Here is a 20,046-nt window from a genome sequence, read left to right as displayed (position 1 = left end):
AAAAATGGAAATATAGGTGGGTCGGTGGCTTGGGTATCAATACCCATACTGGCGCTTTGGTGTCATGGTTTACCATTTGCGCATATGTGTCGAGGTGGTTGCTGCCGCCAGGCGCATGCGGGGCCAGGCTCTGCCTGCGCTGAACAATAAGGAGATTCACAGTGGGGATTTTGCAAGTGGTTGTCGACGGCGTCGACAGCGTCAAATTGACCGAGGTGGATGCGCCTCAGGCGACGTCCGATGATGTGATCGTGAAAGTCGAGCAGTGCGGTATCTGCGGCTCGGATTTGGGTTACATCAGCATGGGTGGTCTTCTCGGCCCTGGTGTGCCCATGCGCCTTGGCCACGAACTCTCCGGCACTGTGGTGGAAGCTGGCAGCAATGTCTCTCATGTCGCCGTCGGTGACCGGGTTATCGTTAATCCGGTGGCCAACAGCAACCAGATTGGCAATGGCGGCCCCGAGGGTGGTTTTACACCACTGCTGCATGTCAGGGGCGCAGCGCAGGACGAGCAGGGCGTGATCAAGCTGCCCGATACCCTGGATTTCGAGCAGGGCGCACTGGTGGAGCCGCTGGCAGTGTCTATGCACGCGGTGCACAAGGCGTCGCTGACCGCGCAGGATCGGGTCGTGGTGTTTGGAGCCGGTCCTATCGGTCTTGGTATTGTGCTCGTGGCTCGCTACTACGGTGTTGATGACATTGTGGTGGTGGATCTCTCGGAGCAGCGTCTCAAGACCGCCAGCCAGTTAGGCGCCGCACCGTTTAAGGCGAGCGAAGGTGATCTGCCCCAATTCCTGTCTGAGCGCTGGGGCTCCCGCGACGTCATGGGAATGCCCATGCCTGCAGCAGATGCGTTCTTCGAGGCTACGGGTGCCGGCCCGGTGTTCAATCAGATCGTGAATATGGCGCCGGTGAATGCGCGCGTAGTTGTAGTGGGCGTGCACAAAGCGCCGGTGGAATTTGATCTGGTGAACCTGCTGCTCCGGGAGCTTCAGGTCAGTGGCTCGATGGCCTATCCGGATGAATTCTCACAGGTGATCGAGATGCTGGCCAGCGGTAAGGTCGATCCTTCACCGCTGGTCAGTCATCGTTATGACTTGTCGGAGTTTCCCGATGCGTTGGCAATGGCGCGCGACCAAGCCCAGGCACTTAAGGTGCTCGTAGCCTGCCAGCGTTAGCGGTAACCCAGGGGGCAGGCCAGGTCTTTTATCGGGAGTAGGGCGCCGTGTACGGCGCTCGCCGCATCCGACGCCAGAAAACACATGACTTCCGCCAGCGGCTGAAGTGCCACCCGGGTGGCGAAGTCGGCGTCAGCCTAAGTGCGGTTAAAGAGAGCGCCCCTTTGCCGTCATCATAGTACGGCATTTCCAGTGACCTGAAAATTACGAAGCAAAAGAATGTGGCGGAGTTTGCCAAGCGTTTGTCAAAGAGCAATGCGCCCGCAGAGCCCACTGAACTGATCCCCGCGGCGACAGTTCTTCTGTTGCGCGATGGCGCTGACGGCGTTGAAAAACTGATGCGCAAGAACTCTCGAATCGTCTTTCGCGGCTTTTGGGTGTTCCCCGGCGGCCGTATTGATCCCGAGGATGGCTCAGATCAGGACGCCATCCAGGAGCGGGCCCGGGTTGTTGCGGCAAGAGAGGCGATGGAGGAGACCGCGCTGGATGTCACGCCTTATGAAAGCAGGTTTATTGCGCCAGCTTCGATCGCTGTACTGCAAATTGTCGATGAAGTGGATGGTGGGCTCATTGTAGTTGTTTGGAAGGGGCCTGAGCTGAGTAGAAACCAAGTCTTGGCGGCGGCGTACAGGGATGAAACAATATAACAAGAGTGGGCAGTGCGCTCCCGGACGGCCTTCTAGGCCGTCCGCTGCCGCAAGCGTTATGAGTCATACTTGAATTAAGGAATGTCATTGATACCGAAAAAGTACACTCCATTAGTTTTTTCTTTTTTCATGTCATTACTCATGTCATGTCTGATGTCTTTAATAATTTGCCTTCTCAATTTTGGCTTAATAGAAAATATCTTACTCATCTGGTTAAAATCTTGGGGAACTGCATTTTTAATTGCTTATCCAGTTGTTCTGTTAATTAACCCGCTAGTCAGCAAGCTCGTTAATCTTGTTATTAAAGACTAAAATGCATACATATAGCTCAATATAAAGTTATATATTCGGCGAGAGTGAGGAAATCCTGTCCACCTCGTTCAATAAACGCAAAGGTCCACCACTGCGCTCCATATAGGTGTCTCTGAGTTCTTGCATAACGCCGTAAGAAAGGGCGGCTGCGCGTGTACCACCACCTGAGAAGGCCAGCAGCACGAGGGTCTCATCGACATTGTTAGTGCGATCGGGACTGATCTGGCCGTATCCTGTGGATTCATCGACCTCAGTGATCGCCTGGTTGGGTGGCTTGTAGGTGGTAGCGCACCCGACGAGTAGCAGCGCTGGCTGGCGAAGTGTTGGCGTAGAGCCATCTCCGCTAGGTCCCGTTACTACAGTTTTACCGTCAGTGGCGCACGCAGGTTCGTTTCGACCAGGGTGCCAGCAGGAATATTAATGGATGCGCCACTGGTGAGAATGGAGGCACCCACGCCCACCTTGGCACCTTTCTTGGCGCTGGAACTGCCTCCGTAAAGGCCGCCCAGGGCCGCTGCCCGAGCGGTGCGCTTGGCGGTTCTTCCCGCCTCATTACCTGTCTGTGCCTTCAACCCATCAGTGGTAATTTCATACATCAGCTCGTTCAACATAATGTCGGTGAATTCGATTGCCATTTCGGAGGAGCCCGCCACGCGGCCTGCGCTTTTGGCCTGGGTGATTCGGCCGTAGAGCATGGTGCCGCGAGGGGCTACGGTGACACCATCGACCATCAGTGCGCTTTCCAGCTGGGCGCGAAAGCGGTGCCCCGAAGAATGACGGCGGGTGTCGATGGCCTCGGACATGCGTATGACCAGACGGGTACCGCTGGCGACGGTGGTTGTTTTAGGCGGGGGTGGTGGTGCCGGTTCTGCTTTGGGTGCGGGCACCGCTTCTTGCGCAGCCTCGCGTGCGGCTACGCCTTCAGAGTTGAATATCGCAACCACCTCATCCTCGGGGAAAGCCTCGATGCCGGCGCCCGTATCAAACATCATGATCCCGTTACTCATGCCGACAAATGTACCCTCAAGCAGGGTGCCATCGGCCAGCTCTATGGTATCGGCCAGACTGACTGGAGTGACAAGGATGGCGCTCAGGCCAAGTGGAAACAGAATACGTCGCATGGTCGGTGTCCTTACGTGAGTCGATCTCAAACTGAATTAGAGTATCAATAGCGTAGATAAAGCTCCGTTTTAGTCAACATCGCGCCACATTGACGAAAACTACCTATGCGGACACTCCCGCACTGTATTAGATTGGAGGCATACGCATTCTCAGATCGAAATTATGACTGAGGCTTTGGCCATGAAAAAGCGACTTTTGCTGTGCGGTATGGCACTGCTTATGGCAGTGGGTTAGCTGTCCGCCGACGAGGTAACAGCGAAAGAATTCTCCGGCTGGATGGAAGACTATGACTCACGGCCAGGGCTTATAAACGGCCTATTGAGAGTAGACATCCTAGCTGATTATGTCGACCGGGCCTGCTGACCTGTCGAAGTTCCCTGCTATTGACCGCGAAAATCCTGTTCGCGGCGTTGAGCATGCCATTCACATCCATTCACTCGTGAACGGGTGCACGCAACAGCTCATGCCATGCGGTTTTCACTGGCTTCCTTGCTGGCTTTGATCACTAGGACTTCAGTAGCGCACTTGCCGTGGCCCGCGACTCGGACCAGGCAATCAAGGTAATTGTGGGATTTCAGCGTTGAAACAGCTGCCCTGACGCCGGTCAGACGAGCCCTTTTACTGGCAGCAGGGCGCCGTGCACCGCGCTTGCAGCGTCGGATGCCAGAAAGCACATGACCTCCGCCAATTGCTCCGGGGAGACCCACTCAGCGAAGTCAACGTCAGGCATGCCCTCGCGATTAGGGGGGGTATCAATGATGCTGGGTAGCACCGCATTCACGTTGACCCCAGCTGCCTTCATCTCTTCTGACAGGCTCTCAGTGAGGCGCATCACCGACGACTTGGCACAGCCGTAGGCGCTCATTGCAGCCTGACCCGAGACCGCGCCCAGCGCGCCGACGTTAACGATGGCGCCACGCTGCTGTTTCAGCACCGGTGCGGCGGCGATGATGGCATTGCGCAGGGTCTCGACATTGATGCGGAACATCCAGTTCCACTGTTCATCACTGGGATCTGCTGCATCTACACCCATGGCAAAGCCGCCTGCAATGTTAAGCAACGCATCGAAGGGTCCGATACCTGCGATCACTGCCTGCGTCGCTTCGCGGTCGAGCAGATCAACCTTGTGATAACTGCCACCGGGAACGTCGGCGTTGTCGACGATGTCCAGGCCAATGACTTCTGCGCCGTGTTGGTGAGCAATAGTGGCGGCGGCTTGGCCGAGCGTACCTGCGGCGCCGGTGATCACGATGCGTTTGTTGTTGAGCATTGGAATAGCCTTATGCGGATTCTGCAAAAGCGTATTCTGGATTAATCGCCAGCGCAGTCAACTCCTGTAGTGCGTCGTGTGTCTCGCCCAGGCTGCGCAATTCGTCGACCAGGCGTTCGTGCAGCGCCTTGCTGGCCACCGTGAGCATTTCAGCGCGCAGCAGCCATTCCTCTGGATACGCCTCCAGCGCTGCAGTCAGCGCGTCCTGGATGTCCGGATCACTGCTGTTCTTTTCCGCGCGGCGCACGTTCTCGACCAGCGCATAGCAGGCCATTAGTTGCACGTCGTGTTCAACGCGAATGGTCTCGGTGTGCGGAGTGGGTTTGTAGAGCTGCAGGGCGGTGCGGTCGGCGACGCCGCCGTGCACGGAGGGAATGCTCGAACCTACTGCCAGGTCATATGTTCCCCAGGCGGGGTCGAACAGAATACGGCCGTGCAAATCCTGCACACTGCAGTCGCTGAACGTCAGTATCAGATTGCGGTGGTCCTGTCGAAACACCTTGTCGAGCGTCCCTTCAACGGTGATGCCCGAAAGGTATTCAAGGCGCACCGGTTTGCCGATGGCTATGTTGTGGGCGGCCAACTCGTCAATGGTGTACTCGGACAGGCATCGGCTGAAGTCCTTGATATGACCGATAGGTGAGCCAAAACCCTCGCTGTGCCAGGCCACGCCATGACCGATGATTTCCTGGTCGCGGTAGGCGAGCTGGGTGGGGCCACTGGTACGCAGATAGGTGGCATTGCCCACGGCGTCACACAGGACCTCGCAGAACACGCCGCTTACCTGCATGCCACTGTCATAGGTCGCCGTGCACATACTGGCGGCATCGATGGCGGTGCGCAGTGACTCCGCGCCACCGCGTTTGAAGCACATGGACGCGGCGAATTCCTCCAACACCTGGCTGAGGTGCTTGCAGCTCTTGGTCACGAACAACTGTGGTTGCTCGCGCGTGATGTCATAAGCTGTGTTCACGGCATCAACCGTCAGCGGTACTTTCCTGACGGCTTCATCATTCAGGCAGTGGCGGCTCTCGCCGAGTGAAGACAGCAGGCCCGCGCCGAAGATGTGATAGTCATCGGGATCGCCGACCAGTCCGTATTCCACGGTCCACCAGTGCAGGCGAGTGAGTAGCGCAGCCTCCGAGGGCGTTTGCTCGCTTTGTGCCAGCCGTTCCAGCGCGGCTTCTGCTGCGGCGATTTCATTGCGGGAGCTGTCTGGGCACTCCTTGAGAATCGACAGCTTGCGAATGGCCTCGTACTGCTCGAAGTCTTCCCGCGTGGCGATTGCTTTCATGCCTACCGCGCCAAAGCGCTGCAAAAACTCGGCGTAGTCGATATCGACAATGAACGGTGCGTGACCGGCAGACTCGTGCACGATATCGGGTGCCGGGGTGTAGAAGACGTTGTACACGCTGCGCATATCCAGCGCGATGACCAGCACCTTTAGCGCCTGGAACTCCATGAAAATTGCCGGCGGGATAAAACCGTCGACGACCACCGCGCGCCAACCCAGTTGGGTCAGGCATGCGTTCATTTCTTCGATGGAGGGAATGTGATCGAGGGCGATGCCGGTGCGGGCAAGGCCGTCGAGGTACACCGGGTGTGCTGTTTTTTCCAGTTGCCCGGTGAGGTGTTTCATAATGAACCGCCATACCGCCTGGTCTCGTGGCGTGTAATCGCTGTAGTCCTGGACTTTGACGAAGGGGCGCAGGTGGGCGGGTAGGCTGTTTATTATGTCTTGCTGGCTCATTGTTCTGCTGTGGTTACGACGATGGCGCGTCCGGTTGCTGCTCGGGCGCCGCCTCAATAAAGGCAGGTAGCTCGTTGCAGGCATCGACGATGCGGGTAATGTTGGGGTAGGGCGCCATGTCGAGATTGAAGCGGCGCGCATTATAGACTTGGGGCACCAGGAAAATATCAGCCATGCCCGGCGCGTCGCCTGTTGCGAAGGCTGTTGATGCGGTCTCGAGCATTTCTTCTACCGCGCCAAAGCCGCGCGGCATCCAGCGTTGATACCACTCGCCAATGCCTGCGTCAGAGACCCCCATGACCTTTTTAAGGTGCTCTGTCACTCCACTGTTGCACAGCGGCTGAATTTCGCAGGCGACGGCATTCACCAGGGAGCGGACGCGAGCGCGGGCCAGTGGATTCTCGGGCAGCAGTGCAGGTTCGGGATGGGTCTCTTCCAGGTACTCGATGATGGCGCTCGACTGGGTCAGCCTGGCGCCATCATCCAGAATCAGCGTTGGCACCAGGCCCAGCGGGTTGATAGCCAGATAGGCGTCACAGCGCTGCTCTGCCTGCAGCAGATTGACGGCGTGGTAGTCGTACGCAATGCCCTTCAGTTTGAGGGCAATGCGCAGTCGATAGGACGCGGATGAACGGTAGTACGAGTATAGTTTCATGCTTTGCCTCTATTGGGACGGCGTGTACTGCACCACCCGCTGATCGATGTTGCCGAAAATGCTGTTGCCAGCGTCGTCCAGCATATCGATTTCTACGCGATCACCAAAGCTCATAAAGGGGGTGCTCGGTGAACCATTGGCGATGGTTTCGAGACAGCGCACTTCGGCCAGGCAGCAAGAGCCTGCCTCGCTGCCAACATTTGAGACCGTGCCCGAGCCGATGACCGTGCCGGTCATGAGCGCGCGGGATTTCGCGCAGTGCGCGATCAGCGTGGGAAAGTCGAAGGTCATATCCACACCCGCATTCGGTGCGCCAATAAGCTCGCCGTTGAGCGTGGCGCGCAGCGGCAGGTGCAGCTTTGCACCATCCCAGGCATCGCCGAGTTCATCGGGCGTTGCCAGCACCGGCGTGAAGCTGGTCCAGGGTTTTGACTGGTAGAAACCAAACTGTTTGCCCAGCTCCGCCGGGATCAGATTACGTAGTGATACATCGTTGACCAGGCCGATTAATCGGATGTGGTTGCGCGCCAGTTCAGGCGATGTGCCGGCGGGCACGTCGTCGGTAATCACCACGACCTCGGCTTCGAAATCGATGCCCCAGTCTTCGCTCTCGACTTCGATGTCGTCGCGCGGGCCGATGAACGCGTCCGAGGCGCCCATGTAGATCAACGGGTCAGTCCAGAAAGATTCGGGTAATTCTGCGCCACGGGCCTTGCGCACCAGCTCCACGTGCGTGACATAGGCGCTGCCATCCGCCCAGTGGTAAGCCCGGGGCAGGGGGGCTGCACAGTCTTCCGGGATAAAGTCGAAGGCACCGTCGCAGTCACCGGCGTTCAGGTCATTGTACAGCGCAACCAATGCCGGTTCTTTCGCTGCCCAGTCGTCCAGGGCTGCTTGCAGGGTGGGCGCGATGGTTTCGGCGCTTACGGCGCGACTCAGGTCGCGGGAAACGACAATCAGTTTGCCGTCGCGGCCGGATTTGAGGCTGGCCAGTTTCATGTTTTGTCTCCGGTAAATTCCTTTTCGTGTAACCACGCAGCATGACGTGGGGCTTTGCGGGTCTGGCTCCACTCTTCCAGCATAGCGGGTGCCACGCGGTTGAGCTCAGCCATTTCCTCGTCAGTACAGGTATTGGCCACGAGTTCCAGGCGGTGGCCGTTGGGATCGCGGAAATAAATGGACTGGAAAATGCCGTGATTGGTGGGGCCAATCACTTCCAGCCCCTCGGCTTCGATCGCAGTCTTGGCCGCGAGCAGGGCATCCCAGTTTTCTACCTCAAAGGCGATATGCTGGACCCAGTCGGGGGTGTTGCCGTCAAAGCCCATATCCGGGGAGTTGGGCAGTTCGAAAAATGCCAGCACGTTGCCCATGCCCGCATCGAGGAAGACATGCATATAGGGATCGGGCGCCTTGGTTGACGGCACCTGATCCTCGGCGATGGCAAGAACAAATCCCATGCCTAGCACGCGCTGGTAAAACTCCACCGTCTCCTTGGCGTCGCGGCAACGATAGGCCACGTGATGTATGCGTTTCAGATTCATGGTCGACCTCAGGCTGCGTCTTCGTCGGTCTTGAGCGCACCGCGGCGCATCTGGTCGCGTTCCATGGATTCAAACAGGGCCTGGAAGTTACCTTCGCCAAAGCCCTCGTCGCCCTTGCGTTGAATGAACTCAAAGAAAATGGGGCCGATTCGTGTCTCTGAGAAAATCTGCAGCAGCAGGCGCTCATCGCCTTCCTCTGTGGAACCGTCCAGCAGTATGCCGCGGGCTTTGAGCTCATCCACGGGCTCGCTGTGATGGGGCAGGCGCTCGTCGAGCATCTCGTAATAGGTTTCAGGCGGGGCGGTCATAAAGGGCACGCCGTTGGCCTTGAGCTTGTCCCAGCACTCCAGCAGGTTGTCACAGGAGAAGGCGATATGTTGAATACCTTCGCCATTGTATTGCAGCAGGTACTCCTCGATCTGGCCTTCACCGCCGGCCTGGCCTTCTTCATTGAGCGGAATACGGATTTTGCCGTCCGGCGCAGTCATGGCGCGTGAACGCAGGCCGGTGTACTCACCCTTGATGTCGAAGTAACGGATCTCACGGAAGTTGAACAGGTCTTCATAGTACTTGGCCCAGTAGTCCATGCGGCCGCGATACACGTTGTGGGTCAGGTGGTCGATGACTTTAAAACCACAGCCGATCGGATGACGATCGACGCCTTCGAGATATTCGAAATCGATATCGTAAATGGAAGCACCGTCCTCGTAGCGATCGATCAGGTACAGAATAGCGCCGCCAATGCCCTTGATGGCCGGCAGTTTGAGTTCCATGGGCCCCACGGGTACATCGATGGGCTGTGCACCTTTCTCCAGAGCCCGTTCGTAGGCGGCCTTGGCGTTCTTGACACGGAAGGCCATGCCACAGGCGGAGGGGCCGTGTTCTTCGGCGTAGTAGTAGGCCCAGGACTTGGGCTCGTAGTTGATGATGAAGTTGATATCGCCCTGGCGCCACAGGTCTACATCCTTACTGCGGTGGCTGGCCACATGGGTAAAGCCCATTGATGTAAACACGGGTTCCAGAATGCCGCGCTCTGCAGCGGCGTATTCAACGAATTCGAAGCCGTTCAGGCCCATTGGGTTTTCGAACAGGTCTGCCATGAGATATCACCTGATGTTGTGTTTATGAAAGCGGTTCCAAAATAGTAGTCGCAGGTGGGGGCAGGATTTATTCTATTTGTGTCTATAATAGGGCCTAAATAGATGAAATATTTCTATAAAGAATGAATATCAGGGGGAAATCACCGTGAAACTGGAGCGCCAGGAAAAAGACATCCTCAGGGCACTACAACACGATGGGCGCATGTCCAACGTGGATCTCGCGGAAACGGTGGGCCTGTCAGAGTCGCCGTGCTATCGCCGGGTGCGGGCATTGGAAGAGGCCGGCGTGATTGAGGGCTACGGGGCGAAACTGGATCGGCGCGCTATTGGCCTACAGGTGACGGCATTTGTACTGGTCACCCTAGAAACCCAGGATGATCGAAAACTGGCCAAATTTCTGTCGGCGGTAGAAGGCGAAGAATACATTGTTGAGGCGCATGCGATGAGTGGCTCTCACGACTTCCTGCTCAAGACCGTGGCTCGCAGCATGGATCATTTTTCCGAACTGGCCATGAACAGGATACTGAAAATACCCGGGGTTAAAAATATTGAAACCAACTTTAGCCTCCGGGCGGTTAAAGAGAGTGCCCCTTTGCCGTTATCATAGGCAGACAAGTAAACCGACCCGAACACAATGACTGACAAGAACATAAAAGACTTCGCCCAACGTCTGTCCAAGGGCGAGGCCCCGGCCGAGCCGACAGAGCTGATTCCTGCCGCAACCGTTATTTTGCTCCGCGATGGAGAGGACGGTGTGGAAACCCTGATGTTGCGCAAAAACTCCAAGATTGCCTTTGGCGGTATGTGGGTGTTTCCCGGTGGCCGGATAGATCCGGAGGATGGCGCTGAAGAAGACACCATAGAGGAGCGTGCCCGTATTGCTGCGGCGCGAGAGGCCATGGAGGAGGCGGCGTTGGATGTGNCCCCCGCCAATATGACCATGATCTCGCACTGGACGCCGCCCCCCATGGGGAATCGCCGCTTTGCGACCTGGTTTTTTGTCATGCCCGCTCCCAGCGGTGAAGTGACCATCGACGACGGCGAGATCAAGGACAGCCAGTGGCTGACCGGCGCACAGGCGCTTGCCCAGCACCGCGCTGGCGAGATTGAGCTGGTGCCGCCGACTTATGTGACCTTGTGTCTGCTCAGCCGCTATAACAGCGTGGCTCAGGCGATGGCAGATTTTGTGCCACTCGAGCCGCGTTATTACCGTACCAAGATCTCCGCCTGTGGCGAGGACCTGGTGTCCATGTGGGAAGGCGATGCTGGCTACGATGCGGGCGAGGCGGACACCCCGGGACCACGCCATCGCCTGACCATGAAGAAAGCGGGTGGGTTTGAATTTGATGAGTCGGGTGTCGAATGAGTGAACTGATCGCGGATTTCCGCAGTGACACCGTGACCCGGCCCTGTGTTGCCATGAAGCAGGCCATGGTCAAGGCCGAGTTGGGTGATGATGTGCTCGGTGATGATCCCACCGTGAAACAACTGGAAGACACTTTGGCCCGGTTGGCTGGCAAAGAGGCGGGTCTGTTTTTACCCACAGGTACCCAGAGTAATCTGGNCGCGCTCATGGCGCACTGCGAGCGCGGCGACGAATATATCGTCGGCCAGGAAGCCCACACCTACAAGTATGAGGGTGGTGGCGCAGCGGTGCTGGGTAGCATTCAGCCGCAGCCGATTGAATTTGAGCCCGATGCCACCCTGGACCTGGCCAATGTCAGGGCCAAGATCAAAGCGGATGACAGCCATTTTGCCCGTAGCAGTCTGCTGTGCCTAGAAAACACCTGCTCCGGTAAGGTGCTGCCTTTTGACTACCACGCGTCAGCACGTGCGTTTTGCGACGAACACAGTCTCGGCCTGCATCTGGATGGTGCGCGCCTGTTTAATGCCTGCGTTAAGCAGCAGGTCTCACTGGAAGCCATTAGTCGCTATTACGACAGCGTATCGCTGTGTCTTTCCAAAGGTTTGGGAACCCCCGCAGGTTCGGTGTTGGTGGGCAGCGCCGAGGTGGTTGCCGATGCGCGACGTTGGCGCAAGGTGCTCGGCGGTGGCTTGCGCCAGTCCGGCATGCTTGCCGCGGCGGGGCTGTATGCACTGGACAACAACGTCGAGCGCCTGGCTGAAGATCACGACAATGCCCGGCGTCTGGCGGAGGGTTTGTCGCGTATCGAAGGCATTAGCTGTGATCCCGCGACGGTAGAAACCAATATGGTGTTTGCGGTAATTGAGAACACCGAACACGCGGATGCGCTCAAGGCACATCTGGAGGCGCGGGGTGTGCTGACCCTCGGCGGGCAAGTGATGCGGCTGGTGACCCACAAGGATATCGATGCAGCCGCTGTTGATGCCAGCCTGGCGTTGTTTGCCAGCTTCAGTGCTTAGCGCGTAACAGCGAGAGAGAAATCGAGCACCGCGTTCTGCGGTGCTCTCAATAATTTAACCCAGACGGCGTTGCAGCGCCCGGCGGCCGAAGCCTGCCAGTGCCGCTGCAACGAGGCCCAGTGCCCACAGGGGCAGGGTGGGAATACCGTAGGGCGCTTCCGGTACCCGGACACGAGCGTGGAAACGCGTTGTTCCTGACGCAACTGGGAAAGCATGGCCTTCAAGCACTGCGAAACTGCCATCGGGCGAGCGCAGTTCGATGGACGCGGTGTCGGTGAACGTCACGTTGTCCGGGCTCAGGAAATCGAAGCTGTGTAGCCCACCGGTAAAATGGTGTTCAGCTGGATAATCACGTTGCCTTCGATGACGGCATTTTCGGCATCGATGGCCGAATACGGGCTCAAGTTGTCGAGTTTGGACATGGAAGAAGGGGTTTTGCCTTCGCGACCGGTCTCGGGCATCGGGCCGGTATTGGCAATGGCCAGGTTTCCGTCAATGACTGAACAGGTGTTGCCGTCCAGTGCTGATGCCAGTACTTCGATTGAAGCATCGTCAGAAATAGTGAAGTCTTGCGCCGGGCAATTGCTGGCATTGGCTGTGTTCGCATACAGGCTGACCGCAGCTGCAACAGCCGCAAACATTGGATTACGCATTACGCCCCCAGGATGGTCCATTAGTAAATTTCTTATGCTTGCAAAACACCTGATTTTTTAGGTGTTTTATTCGGAACACGTCCCCTATGTCCCTCCGACCCCGCGAGCAGGGAAGGGCGAGCCTTTTTAGGGCTTTTTGCCGGGCGCAACTGTACCAGACTGAGAGCTGGTTCTACTTTTCAGACAGGATAAACGCCGCCCCCTGTTCAGCGATCATGACCGTGGGGGCATTGGTGTTGCCTGAGACGATGGTGGGCATGATGGAAGCATCCACTACCCGCAGCCCGGCAACGCCGTGGACGCGCAGGCGCTCGTCAACCACCGCCATGGGGTCGCCGCCCATTTTGCAGGTGCCTACCGGGTGGAAAATAGTGGTGCCCAGGTCGCCTGCGGCTCTGGCCAGGTCCTCTTCAGTTTCGATGTTGGGGCCAGGCTTCAACTCCTCGGGCGAGAAGGGCTTCATGGCGTCGCTGGCCATGATGCGGCGGGTGAATTTCAGGCCCTCAACGGCCGCCTTACGATCCGCTTCCGTGGACAGGTAGTTGAGTTTGATCTCTGGTGCCGCCTCTGGGTCGGGGCTGCGAATGTGCACATGCCCGCGACTGGTGGGACGCAGGTTGCATACCGATGGCGTGATCGCGTCGAAGGTATGGAGTGGGTCACCAAACTTATCCAGTGACAGCGGCTGTACGTGCCATTCCAGATCCGGCGTGGCGAGATTCGAATCACTCTTGGCAAATGCCCCGAGTTGTGACGGCGGCATGGTGAGAGGGCCAGTGCGAAACAACAGATATTGCAGCCCCATCTTCAGTTTGCCCCACAGCGAGTGGTAGAGCGTGTTCAGGGTTGTGGTGTTACTCACCCTATAGACGGTGCGGATTTGCAGGTGATCCTGAAGGTTTTCACCAACGCCACTCAGTTCCTGGCGGACCTCTATACCGTGCTTTTCCAGCAGGGGACGCGGGCCGATGCCGGAGAGTTGTAGCAATTGCGGAGAGCCGATGGAACCTGCCGCGAGAATGACTTCTTTTCGCGCCTTGAAAATCTGGGCTTCGCCCTTGCCGATGCGCGCTTTTACACCGGTAGCACGCAGCTTATCGTCGCTGGAATCCAGCTCCAGCCCATGCACCATGGCCTGGGTTTTAATGGTGAGATTGGGGCGATCTTTGACAGGGTGCAAAAAGGCATGGGCGGCACTGCAGCGCTGACCTTTGCGCTGGTTCATCTGGAAATAGGCGGTGCCGAAGTTATCGCCGCGATTGTATTCCTCGATTCTGGGAATCCCGGTCTCGGCGGCGGCGTCGCGCCAGGCATCGAGTATGTCCCAGCTGACCCGACGTTCCTCCACGCGCAGCTCACCCTGGTCGCCGTGAAACTCGCTGGCACCATGCTGGTAGCTCTCGGATTGTTTGAATACCGGAAGCACGTCCTTCCAGCCCCAGCCTTGGTTGCCGGCGGCAGCCCATTGGTCGTAGTCGTACTGCTGGCCCCGCATATAAACCATGGCATTAATGGATGAACAGCCACCCAGCACTTTGCCACGGGCATAGCCCAGGGAGCGGCCGTTGAGGCCGTCATCTGGCTCGGTTTCGAAGCACCAGTCGGTGCGGGGATTGCCGATGGTAAACAGATAGCCCACCGGAATGTTGATCCAGAAGTAGTCATCCTTGCCGCCGGCCTCGAGTAGCAGCACCTGCGTATCAGGATCTGCGCTGAGTCGGTTGGCGAGTACGCAGCCGGCGGTGCCGGCTCCGATGATGATGTAGTCGTATGTCTGGGTCATTGCTAGTCAAATGGCGTTGTAAAATATGGGGCCTATTCTCCAGCGTCTTTATAAATCTGGCAATCGGCGCAGCGTGAGTATCGCTCCACGCCGAATTCAGTGAGGGTGATCAGGCAGCCGCCAGTCCCAGCGCTTTGGCTTCTTTCTCCAGCACTGCTTTTACGTGTGGCTGTTCCCTGACACGTGCAATAAGGCCGGCAACGTTGGGCCATTTTTCAGCGTCTACTTCGTAGCCGGCATATCCAGCATTAAAGAAAGGAGAAGCGATGCAGAGGTCGGCCATCATAAATTCGCCAAAGACAAAGCCTTCAGCGGGTACAATGCTCTCCAGGTAGTCCAGCACCGGTGGGAGTTTCTTCTCTGTGATTTTGGCGATCAGTTCCTCGTCCGGATCCTGCTTGAACGCCAGTGGACGCATAAAGCGCTGGAAAAAGATGCCTGCTGCCAATTCCGCGACCTGGCCACCGCAGAAATCTTCATACCAATGGGCGCGTGCTTTGTCTGCTACATCCTCGGGGTACAGCGGGCGCTCAGGATAGGCGTTCTCCAGATGTTGGCAGATCACCTTGGAATCGCCGAGTGTCAGGTCGCCATCAACCAGTGCGGGGATCTTGCCGGTGGGATTGATCTTCAGGTAGTCCTGGTCGCCGGAGAAGGGCATCTGGGCAACGATCTCATAGGGGATGTCTTTGTAGTCCAGGGCGATGAAAACCTTGCGCACAAAGGGTGAGCCGTGCACACCGTAAATCTTGATCATGTGAATTCCTGTTGAATGAAACGCTTGCCAGCAGCGTTGCATATTGGCATGGTGCGTGTCAATTTGGTAAGGCCGGCAGAGTGTGCCAATTGGGTCTTTCGCTCTTCGATGTTTAGCGTGGCATTCGCCTCGAGCGCTGTATTTGAACCAGGACGCACTCTGCCGCGTAAGCTTGAGCAACGTGTCTGGTCTTGAGGTTCCACTTCTCGCCGGTGACACGTCATTACATTAATTGAACACACAGGAATTCATTATGTCCCTCGATCTGGGTAGTCTGTTTCGCCCTTACACCATTAACTCGCTGGAGTTGCCCAATCGCATTTTGATGGCGCCGATGACCCGTGAATTTTCGCCGGGCGGTGTGCCCGGTGAAGATGTGGCGGCGTATTACCGCCGCCGTGCAGAGGGCGAGGTGGGTTTAATTATCACCGAAGGAACCACGGTGAACGACCCGGTGGCCACCATGGGCAAGCGTATTCCACACTTCCACGGCGAGGCTGCGTTGGCCGGCTGGCAGCACGTGGTGCAAGAGGTACATGCCGCCGGTGGCAAGATCATGCCGCAGTTGTGGCACACCGGTATGGCGCGGAAAGCCGAGGACACGGACAATCCAGAGCTAAGCAGCGCAGGACCATCGGGGCTCGTGGCGCCTGGCAAGCAGTTAGCCGAACCGATGACCGTCGAGCACATCGAACAGGTGATTGAGGCTTTTGCGGACGGCGCGGCCGCCGCGCAGCAACTGGGCTTTGACGGTATCGAGATTCACGGCGCGCACGGTTACCTGATCGATCAGTTCTTCTGGGAGGGTACCAATCAGCGCAGTGATGCCTTTGGCGGCAGCTTCGAGAAACGCCTGCGTTTTGCTGAAGAGGTGATCAAGGCGACCCGCGCGGCGACCTCGCCGGGCTTCCCCATCATTTTCCGTTATTCCCAGTGGAAGCAACAGGACTTCGAAGCGAGGTTGTTCGACACACCCGAACGTATGGAGGCTTTCCTGACGCCGCTGGTGAAGGCAGGGGTCGATGGCTTCCACTGCTCAACCCGTCGCTACTGGGAGCCTGAATTCGCCGGTAGTGATTTGAACCTGGCAGGATGGACCAAGAACATTACGGGTAAAACTGCAATCACTGTGGGTTCTGTGGGATTGAGCGAAGACTTTATCGGCGCCTTTGTAGGCATGTCTTCCGACAAGAAGTCTATCGATGATCTGGTGGCCCGCCTGGATCGCGACGAATTTGATCTGGTTGCGGTAGGGCGCGCTGTGCTTCAGGACCCCGCGTTTCCGGCCAAGCTCAGGCGTGGCGATTTAGCCCAGATCGACGCCTTTGATGTGGAGTCATTGAAAGTACTGGCGTGAGGGCAGGGATGTGCTCTGTATGTATTGACACATCATGTGCCATATTGATAAATTGAATACCGAATCGAAGTGACGAGAGAGAACCGATGAAAACACGCATTACTGAAATGCTAGGTATTGAGACCCCCATTGTCTGTGGTGGCATGATGCGCGTGGGCACGGCAGACCTGGCTGCCGCTGCTTCCAACGCGGGTGCGCTGGGTGTGATGACTGCGCTGACTCAGCCCACGCCGGAAGGACTCGAGGCAGAGATTGCCCGCTGTTTTTCAATGACCGACAAGCCTTTTGCGGTGAATCTCACCGTGGGTGTAGTCGCCAGTGAAATCAATTACGACGATTATGTGGACGTCATTATTAAGAGTGGTGTCAAGATTGTGGAGACAGCCGGCCGTAGCCCCGAGCCATTCATGGAGCGCTTCAAGGCAGCTGGTATTAAAGTGATTCACAAGTGTGTGGCAGTGCGCCATGCACTTAAGGCCGAGCGTATCGGCGTTGATGTGGTCAGCATCGACGGCTTTGAGTGTGCCGGTCACCCTGGTGAGCAGGACGTGGGCGGCCTGGTGCTGTTTCCTGCGGCTACCCAGGCGCTGAGCATCCCGGTATTGGCCTCCGGTGGTATCGCCGATGGTCGTGGCCTGGCAGCGGCCCTGGCATTGGGTTGCGAGGGCATTAATATGGGCACCCGATTCCTGGTGACCAAAGAAGCGCCGGTGCATGAGGGCATTAAGCAGAAAGTCGTGGAGATGGATGAGAACCAGACTCGCCTGATTTTCCGCACATACAAAAACACCGCACGGGTGTATCGCAACGGCATCGCTGACGAAGTCGCGGCTATTGAAGCGTCTGGCGCTGATTTTGGTCAGGTGCATCACCTGGTATCCGGGGCCAATCAGGAGAAAGCCTGGAGCACCGGTGATATCGAAGCAGGTATGGTCACTGTGGGTATGTGTGGTGGCCTGATTAACGATATCCCCACCTGTGAGGAACTGGTGCGCAATATTGTGGGTGACGCGGAGCAGATCATTCGTGAACGGTTGGCATCTATCACGGCTGCTTGATGGTATAATTGGCATCCTCTATGCCAGAGTAACCAGGGGATGATCCGGGGGCAATATGTCGAAGACACAGGGAGATGACGTGGTCGACGGACGCAGACTTCGCAGTGAGCGGAGTCGCCTTGCCATTGTTGAGGCGGCTTTGGCCTTGCAGGAGGAGGGGGTGCTCGTCCCCACCGCCCAGCAGGTATCTGATCGGGCGGGCGTCGGTATCCGCTCCTTCTTTCGGCACTTTGAAGATATGGAAACGCTCTTCGAGGTTGCTGACGGCCATATTCGTGACTCCTACGAGGCGCTGTTTCTCGGGGGTGATCGCAACGGCACACTGGACGAGCGTATTGAGCACGCCGTAGAGCGTCACGGTGATGCCTACGAGAGTGTCAGCAATATGGTACTGGGCACCCATGCCCAACTCTGGCGCTACGAAGCACTGCGAAAAAACTACGCGCGCAATCAGCGTGGTTTGCGCAAGGATCTGGACGATTGGATTCCCGAGCTGAAGTCTGTTCCACGCGACACGCGCGAAGCTGTTGATGCCATTGCATCATTCGAAATGTGGAACCGGCTGAGATATCACCAGGGGCTGAGTAAGAGTAGCAGCATCGCCATCCTCAAGGGTTTGCTTAAAAATCTAATCATCGACGCCTGACTAAACTCCCCACGAATGCTTTGGGGTACGTATTGCATTGCTACCTAAATCGACATAAATTGTGCCACAATGATGATTGCTTGTAGATTTGCCGGTGACGCTATCCATCGGAGCTTGGCCAAGCGGAGAAAGCCACTTTGAAGAAAGTATTACTCTCGATTGTTGCTCTGGTCTTCGTGCTGGGCGCGTTCGCGTACCAGAACCAGACCGCGATTATGCTGGCGCTGGTCAAGTACAAGTCTGCCAATGAGTATGAGGTAGGGCCGCCGCGTGAGATTGCCTGGAAGCAGGGTCCAGCGCAGTCAGACACGCCGCTGGCAGATCGTCCCCCCAACATTATCCTGATTGTTGCCGACGACCTCGGTTACAACGATATCTCCACCTTTGGCGGCGGTGCTGCAGGTGGCCGTGTGCAAACACCGCATATTGACCAGCTGGCGGCAGAGGGGGCGGTGTTCACTCAGTCATATTCCGGATCGGGTACCTGCGCCGTGTCCCGGGCTATGCTCATGACGGGGCGCTATCCCACCCGTACCGGCTTCGAATTTACGCCGACCCCATCGGGCATGGCGCCCATGGTGGCGCGCATTGCGCAGGAGATGGATCCCGGCAAGCCACCGATGATTTACGATCAGGCCATGGATGAATCCAAGCCGCCCTACGAACAACAGGGCTTGCCGCCGGAGGAAGTTACCATTGCTGAAATGCTGCGTGAGCAGGGGTACAACACCTACCACATTGGCAAGTGGCATCTGGGGCGTTCAAATGGCATGGCACCTCATGATCAGGGTTTTGAGCAGAGTCTGCTTATGGCCAGTGGCCTGTACTTGCCAGAGGACGATCCCAATGTGGTTAACGCCAAGCTTGATTTCGATCCGATCGATCAATTCCTGTGGGCGCGCCTGGTTTATGCGGCCAGCTTCAATACCGGCGACCTCGATCGATTTGAGCCCAGTGGTTACCTGACAGACTACTGGACCGATGAGTCTATCAAGATCATCAATGCCAACAAGCATAGTCCTTTCTTCCTATACCTCGGCCACTGGGGCGTGCACACGCCACTGCAGGCGACGCGCGAAGATTACGAGGCGGTTGGCGACATCGAACCTCATCGTTTGCGCGTGTATGCTGCGATGATTCGCTCTCTGGATCGCAGCGTCGGGCGCATTAATGCCGCCCTCGAAGAGGCCGGTATTGCCGATAACACCATTGTGCTGTTCACCAGCGACAATGGCGGCCCTGGCTATATCGGCTTGCCCGATATCAATCACCCGTTCCGGGGTTGGAAGATCAGCCAGTTCGAAGGCGGGATTCGCGTGCCCCTGTTTGTTAAGTGGCCGGCGCGTATCACCGCGGGTACTGTCTCTGAAGAGCCGGTGGCGCACATCGATATGATGCCAACGCTGGCGGCGGCCGCCGAAGTGCCACACCCTGAGGGTGTTGAGATTGATGGTAAGAGTTTATTGCCGCTGGCGACAGGAGAGGGCGCCGATCAGTGGGACAGGGAAACCCTTTTCTGGCAGAGCGGCCACTATCGTGTCGTGCGCCACGGTGATTGGAAGTTGCAAGTCGCTGCGCGACCCACCAAGCAGTGGCTGTATAACCTCGCCGAGGATCCTACCGAGCAGGTAAACCTCGCGGAGTCAGAACCGGCCAAGCTGGCTGAGCTCCAGGCGCTGCTCGATGAACACGCTGCAAACGCCCGAGCTCCCCTCTACCCCGCCGTACTGGAATCATCCATCGCCATCGACAAAACCCTTCTGGAGCCCTTCGCCGAAGGTGACGAGTACATCTACTGGCCCAACTAAACTGGGGGCAGACCACCTGATGGT

General features: G+C 57.3%; 21 protein-coding genes. 10 read left to right on the top strand and 11 right to left on the bottom strand.

Features of this window, described 5'->3' with window-relative positions:
* The first annotated feature begins 161 nt into the window (after positions 1-161).
* The 3 genes from A3709_RS06050 (at position 162) to A3709_RS22480 (ending at position 2,137) form a co-directional block, all read left to right on the top strand.
* Positions 162-1,178 carry a zinc-binding dehydrogenase gene (locus A3709_RS06050; RefSeq protein WP_082849929.1) on the top strand — a complete coding sequence of 339 codons (1,017 nt, stop codon included), beginning with the start codon at positions 162-164 and terminating at the stop codon, positions 1,176-1,178.
* Positions 1,179-1,399: 221 nt separating this feature from the next.
* Positions 1,400-1,825, top strand: a complete 426-nt coding sequence (locus tag A3709_RS06045; RefSeq protein WP_066051563.1) for an NUDIX domain-containing protein — start codon at positions 1,400-1,402, stop codon at positions 1,823-1,825.
* 81 nt (positions 1,826-1,906) lie between these two features.
* Complete coding sequence (locus tag A3709_RS22480) at positions 1,907-2,137, top strand: DUF2798 domain-containing protein (RefSeq protein ID WP_308428283.1); 231 nt, start codon at positions 1,907-1,909, stop codon at positions 2,135-2,137.
* A 356-nt stretch (positions 2,138-2,493) separates the two neighbouring features.
* On the opposite strand, the gene A3709_RS06040 is transcribed toward A3709_RS22480, so the two are convergent.
* From A3709_RS06040 to hppD, 7 genes are all read right to left on the bottom strand, one after another.
* Complete coding sequence (locus tag A3709_RS06040; RefSeq protein WP_066051561.1) at positions 2,494-3,258, bottom strand: hypothetical protein; 765 nt, start codon at positions 3,256-3,258, stop codon at positions 2,494-2,496.
* Between the two features lie 605 nt (positions 3,259-3,863).
* Positions 3,864-4,529, bottom strand: a complete 666-nt coding sequence (locus A3709_RS06035) for an SDR family oxidoreductase (protein ID WP_066051560.1) — start codon at positions 4,527-4,529, stop codon at positions 3,864-3,866.
* Between the two features lie 10 nt (positions 4,530-4,539).
* A complete protein-coding gene (locus tag A3709_RS06030) occupies positions 4,540-6,279 on the bottom strand; it encodes an aromatic amino acid hydroxylase (RefSeq protein WP_066051559.1) in 1,740 nt (579 codons plus the stop codon).
* A gap of 13 nt (positions 6,280-6,292) precedes the next feature.
* On the bottom strand, positions 6,293-6,934 hold the full coding sequence (maiA, locus tag A3709_RS06025; protein ID WP_066051557.1) for a maleylacetoacetate isomerase: 642 nt from the start codon (positions 6,932-6,934) through the stop codon (positions 6,293-6,295).
* Between the two features lie 9 nt (positions 6,935-6,943).
* Positions 6,944-7,933 carry a fumarylacetoacetate hydrolase family protein gene (locus A3709_RS06020; protein WP_066051554.1) on the bottom strand — a complete coding sequence of 330 codons (990 nt, stop codon included), beginning with the start codon at positions 7,931-7,933 and terminating at the stop codon, positions 6,944-6,946.
* A complete protein-coding gene (locus A3709_RS06015) occupies positions 7,930-8,475 on the bottom strand; it encodes a VOC family protein (protein ID WP_066051551.1) in 546 nt (181 codons plus the stop codon). Before A3709_RS06015 ends, A3709_RS06020 begins: the two co-directional genes overlap by 4 nt.
* Positions 8,476-8,483: 8 nt before the next feature.
* A complete protein-coding gene (gene hppD / locus A3709_RS06010; protein WP_066051549.1) occupies positions 8,484-9,575 on the bottom strand; it encodes a 4-hydroxyphenylpyruvate dioxygenase in 1,092 nt (363 codons plus the stop codon).
* Between the two features lie 145 nt (positions 9,576-9,720).
* Between hppD and A3709_RS06005 the strand changes: the two genes are divergently transcribed.
* The 3 genes from A3709_RS06005 (at position 9,721) to ltaE (ending at position 11,960) form a co-directional block, all read left to right on the top strand.
* A complete protein-coding gene (locus A3709_RS06005; protein ID WP_066051544.1) occupies positions 9,721-10,182 on the top strand; it encodes an Lrp/AsnC family transcriptional regulator in 462 nt (153 codons plus the stop codon).
* A 27-nt stretch (positions 10,183-10,209) separates the two neighbouring features.
* Entirely contained in the window at positions 10,210-10,941 is a 732-nt protein-coding gene (locus tag A3709_RS06000; RefSeq protein ID WP_082849928.1) for an NUDIX domain-containing protein, read from the top strand.
* On the top strand, positions 10,938-11,960 hold the full coding sequence (ltaE, locus tag A3709_RS05995; protein WP_066051541.1) for a low-specificity L-threonine aldolase: 1,023 nt from the start codon (positions 10,938-10,940) through the stop codon (positions 11,958-11,960). Before A3709_RS06000 ends, ltaE begins: the two co-directional genes overlap by 4 nt.
* A gap of 54 nt (positions 11,961-12,014) precedes the next feature.
* Here ltaE and A3709_RS05990 read toward each other — a convergent pair whose 3' ends face one another.
* The 4 genes from A3709_RS05990 to A3709_RS05975 form a co-directional block, all read right to left on the bottom strand.
* Positions 12,015-12,245: an IPTL-CTERM sorting domain-containing protein gene (locus tag A3709_RS05990; RefSeq protein ID WP_066051538.1), complete on the bottom strand. Its 231-nt coding sequence runs from the start codon at positions 12,243-12,245 to the stop codon at positions 12,015-12,017.
* Between the two features lie 11 nt (positions 12,246-12,256).
* Complete coding sequence (locus tag A3709_RS05985) at positions 12,257-12,613, bottom strand: hypothetical protein (RefSeq protein WP_156507580.1); 357 nt, start codon at positions 12,611-12,613, stop codon at positions 12,257-12,259.
* Positions 12,614-12,785: 172 nt separating this feature from the next.
* A complete protein-coding gene (locus A3709_RS05980; RefSeq protein WP_066051532.1) occupies positions 12,786-14,396 on the bottom strand; it encodes a GMC family oxidoreductase in 1,611 nt (536 codons plus the stop codon).
* A gap of 109 nt (positions 14,397-14,505) precedes the next feature.
* Entirely contained in the window at positions 14,506-15,153 is a 648-nt protein-coding gene (locus tag A3709_RS05975; RefSeq protein ID WP_066051530.1) for a glutathione S-transferase family protein, read from the bottom strand.
* A gap of 253 nt (positions 15,154-15,406) precedes the next feature.
* Between A3709_RS05975 and A3709_RS05970 the strand changes: the two genes are divergently transcribed.
* The 4 genes from A3709_RS05970 (at position 15,407) to A3709_RS05955 (ending at position 20,022) form a co-directional block, all read left to right on the top strand.
* A complete protein-coding gene (locus A3709_RS05970) occupies positions 15,407-16,510 on the top strand; it encodes an NADH:flavin oxidoreductase (protein ID WP_066051526.1) in 1,104 nt (367 codons plus the stop codon).
* Between the two features lie 86 nt (positions 16,511-16,596).
* Positions 16,597-17,568, top strand: coding sequence for a nitronate monooxygenase family protein (locus tag A3709_RS05965; protein WP_066051523.1), 972 nt, complete (start codon positions 16,597-16,599; stop codon positions 17,566-17,568).
* 55 nt (positions 17,569-17,623) lie between these two features.
* Positions 17,624-18,214 (top strand): TetR/AcrR family transcriptional regulator, encoded by a 591-nt coding sequence (locus A3709_RS05960; RefSeq protein ID WP_066051520.1) that lies wholly within the window; start codon positions 17,624-17,626, stop codon positions 18,212-18,214.
* Positions 18,215-18,351: 137 nt separating this feature from the next.
* Complete coding sequence (locus A3709_RS05955) at positions 18,352-20,022, top strand: sulfatase (protein ID WP_066051517.1); 1,671 nt, start codon at positions 18,352-18,354, stop codon at positions 20,020-20,022.
* Positions 20,023-20,046: the final 24 nt, after the last annotated feature.

Origin of the sequence: Halioglobus sp. HI00S01 (assembly GCF_001635445.1) — a bacterium.
Lineage (GTDB): Bacteria > Pseudomonadota > Gammaproteobacteria > Pseudomonadales > Halieaceae > Halioglobus > Halioglobus japonicus.
This window is presented reverse-complemented; position numbering and strand designations above follow the sequence as displayed.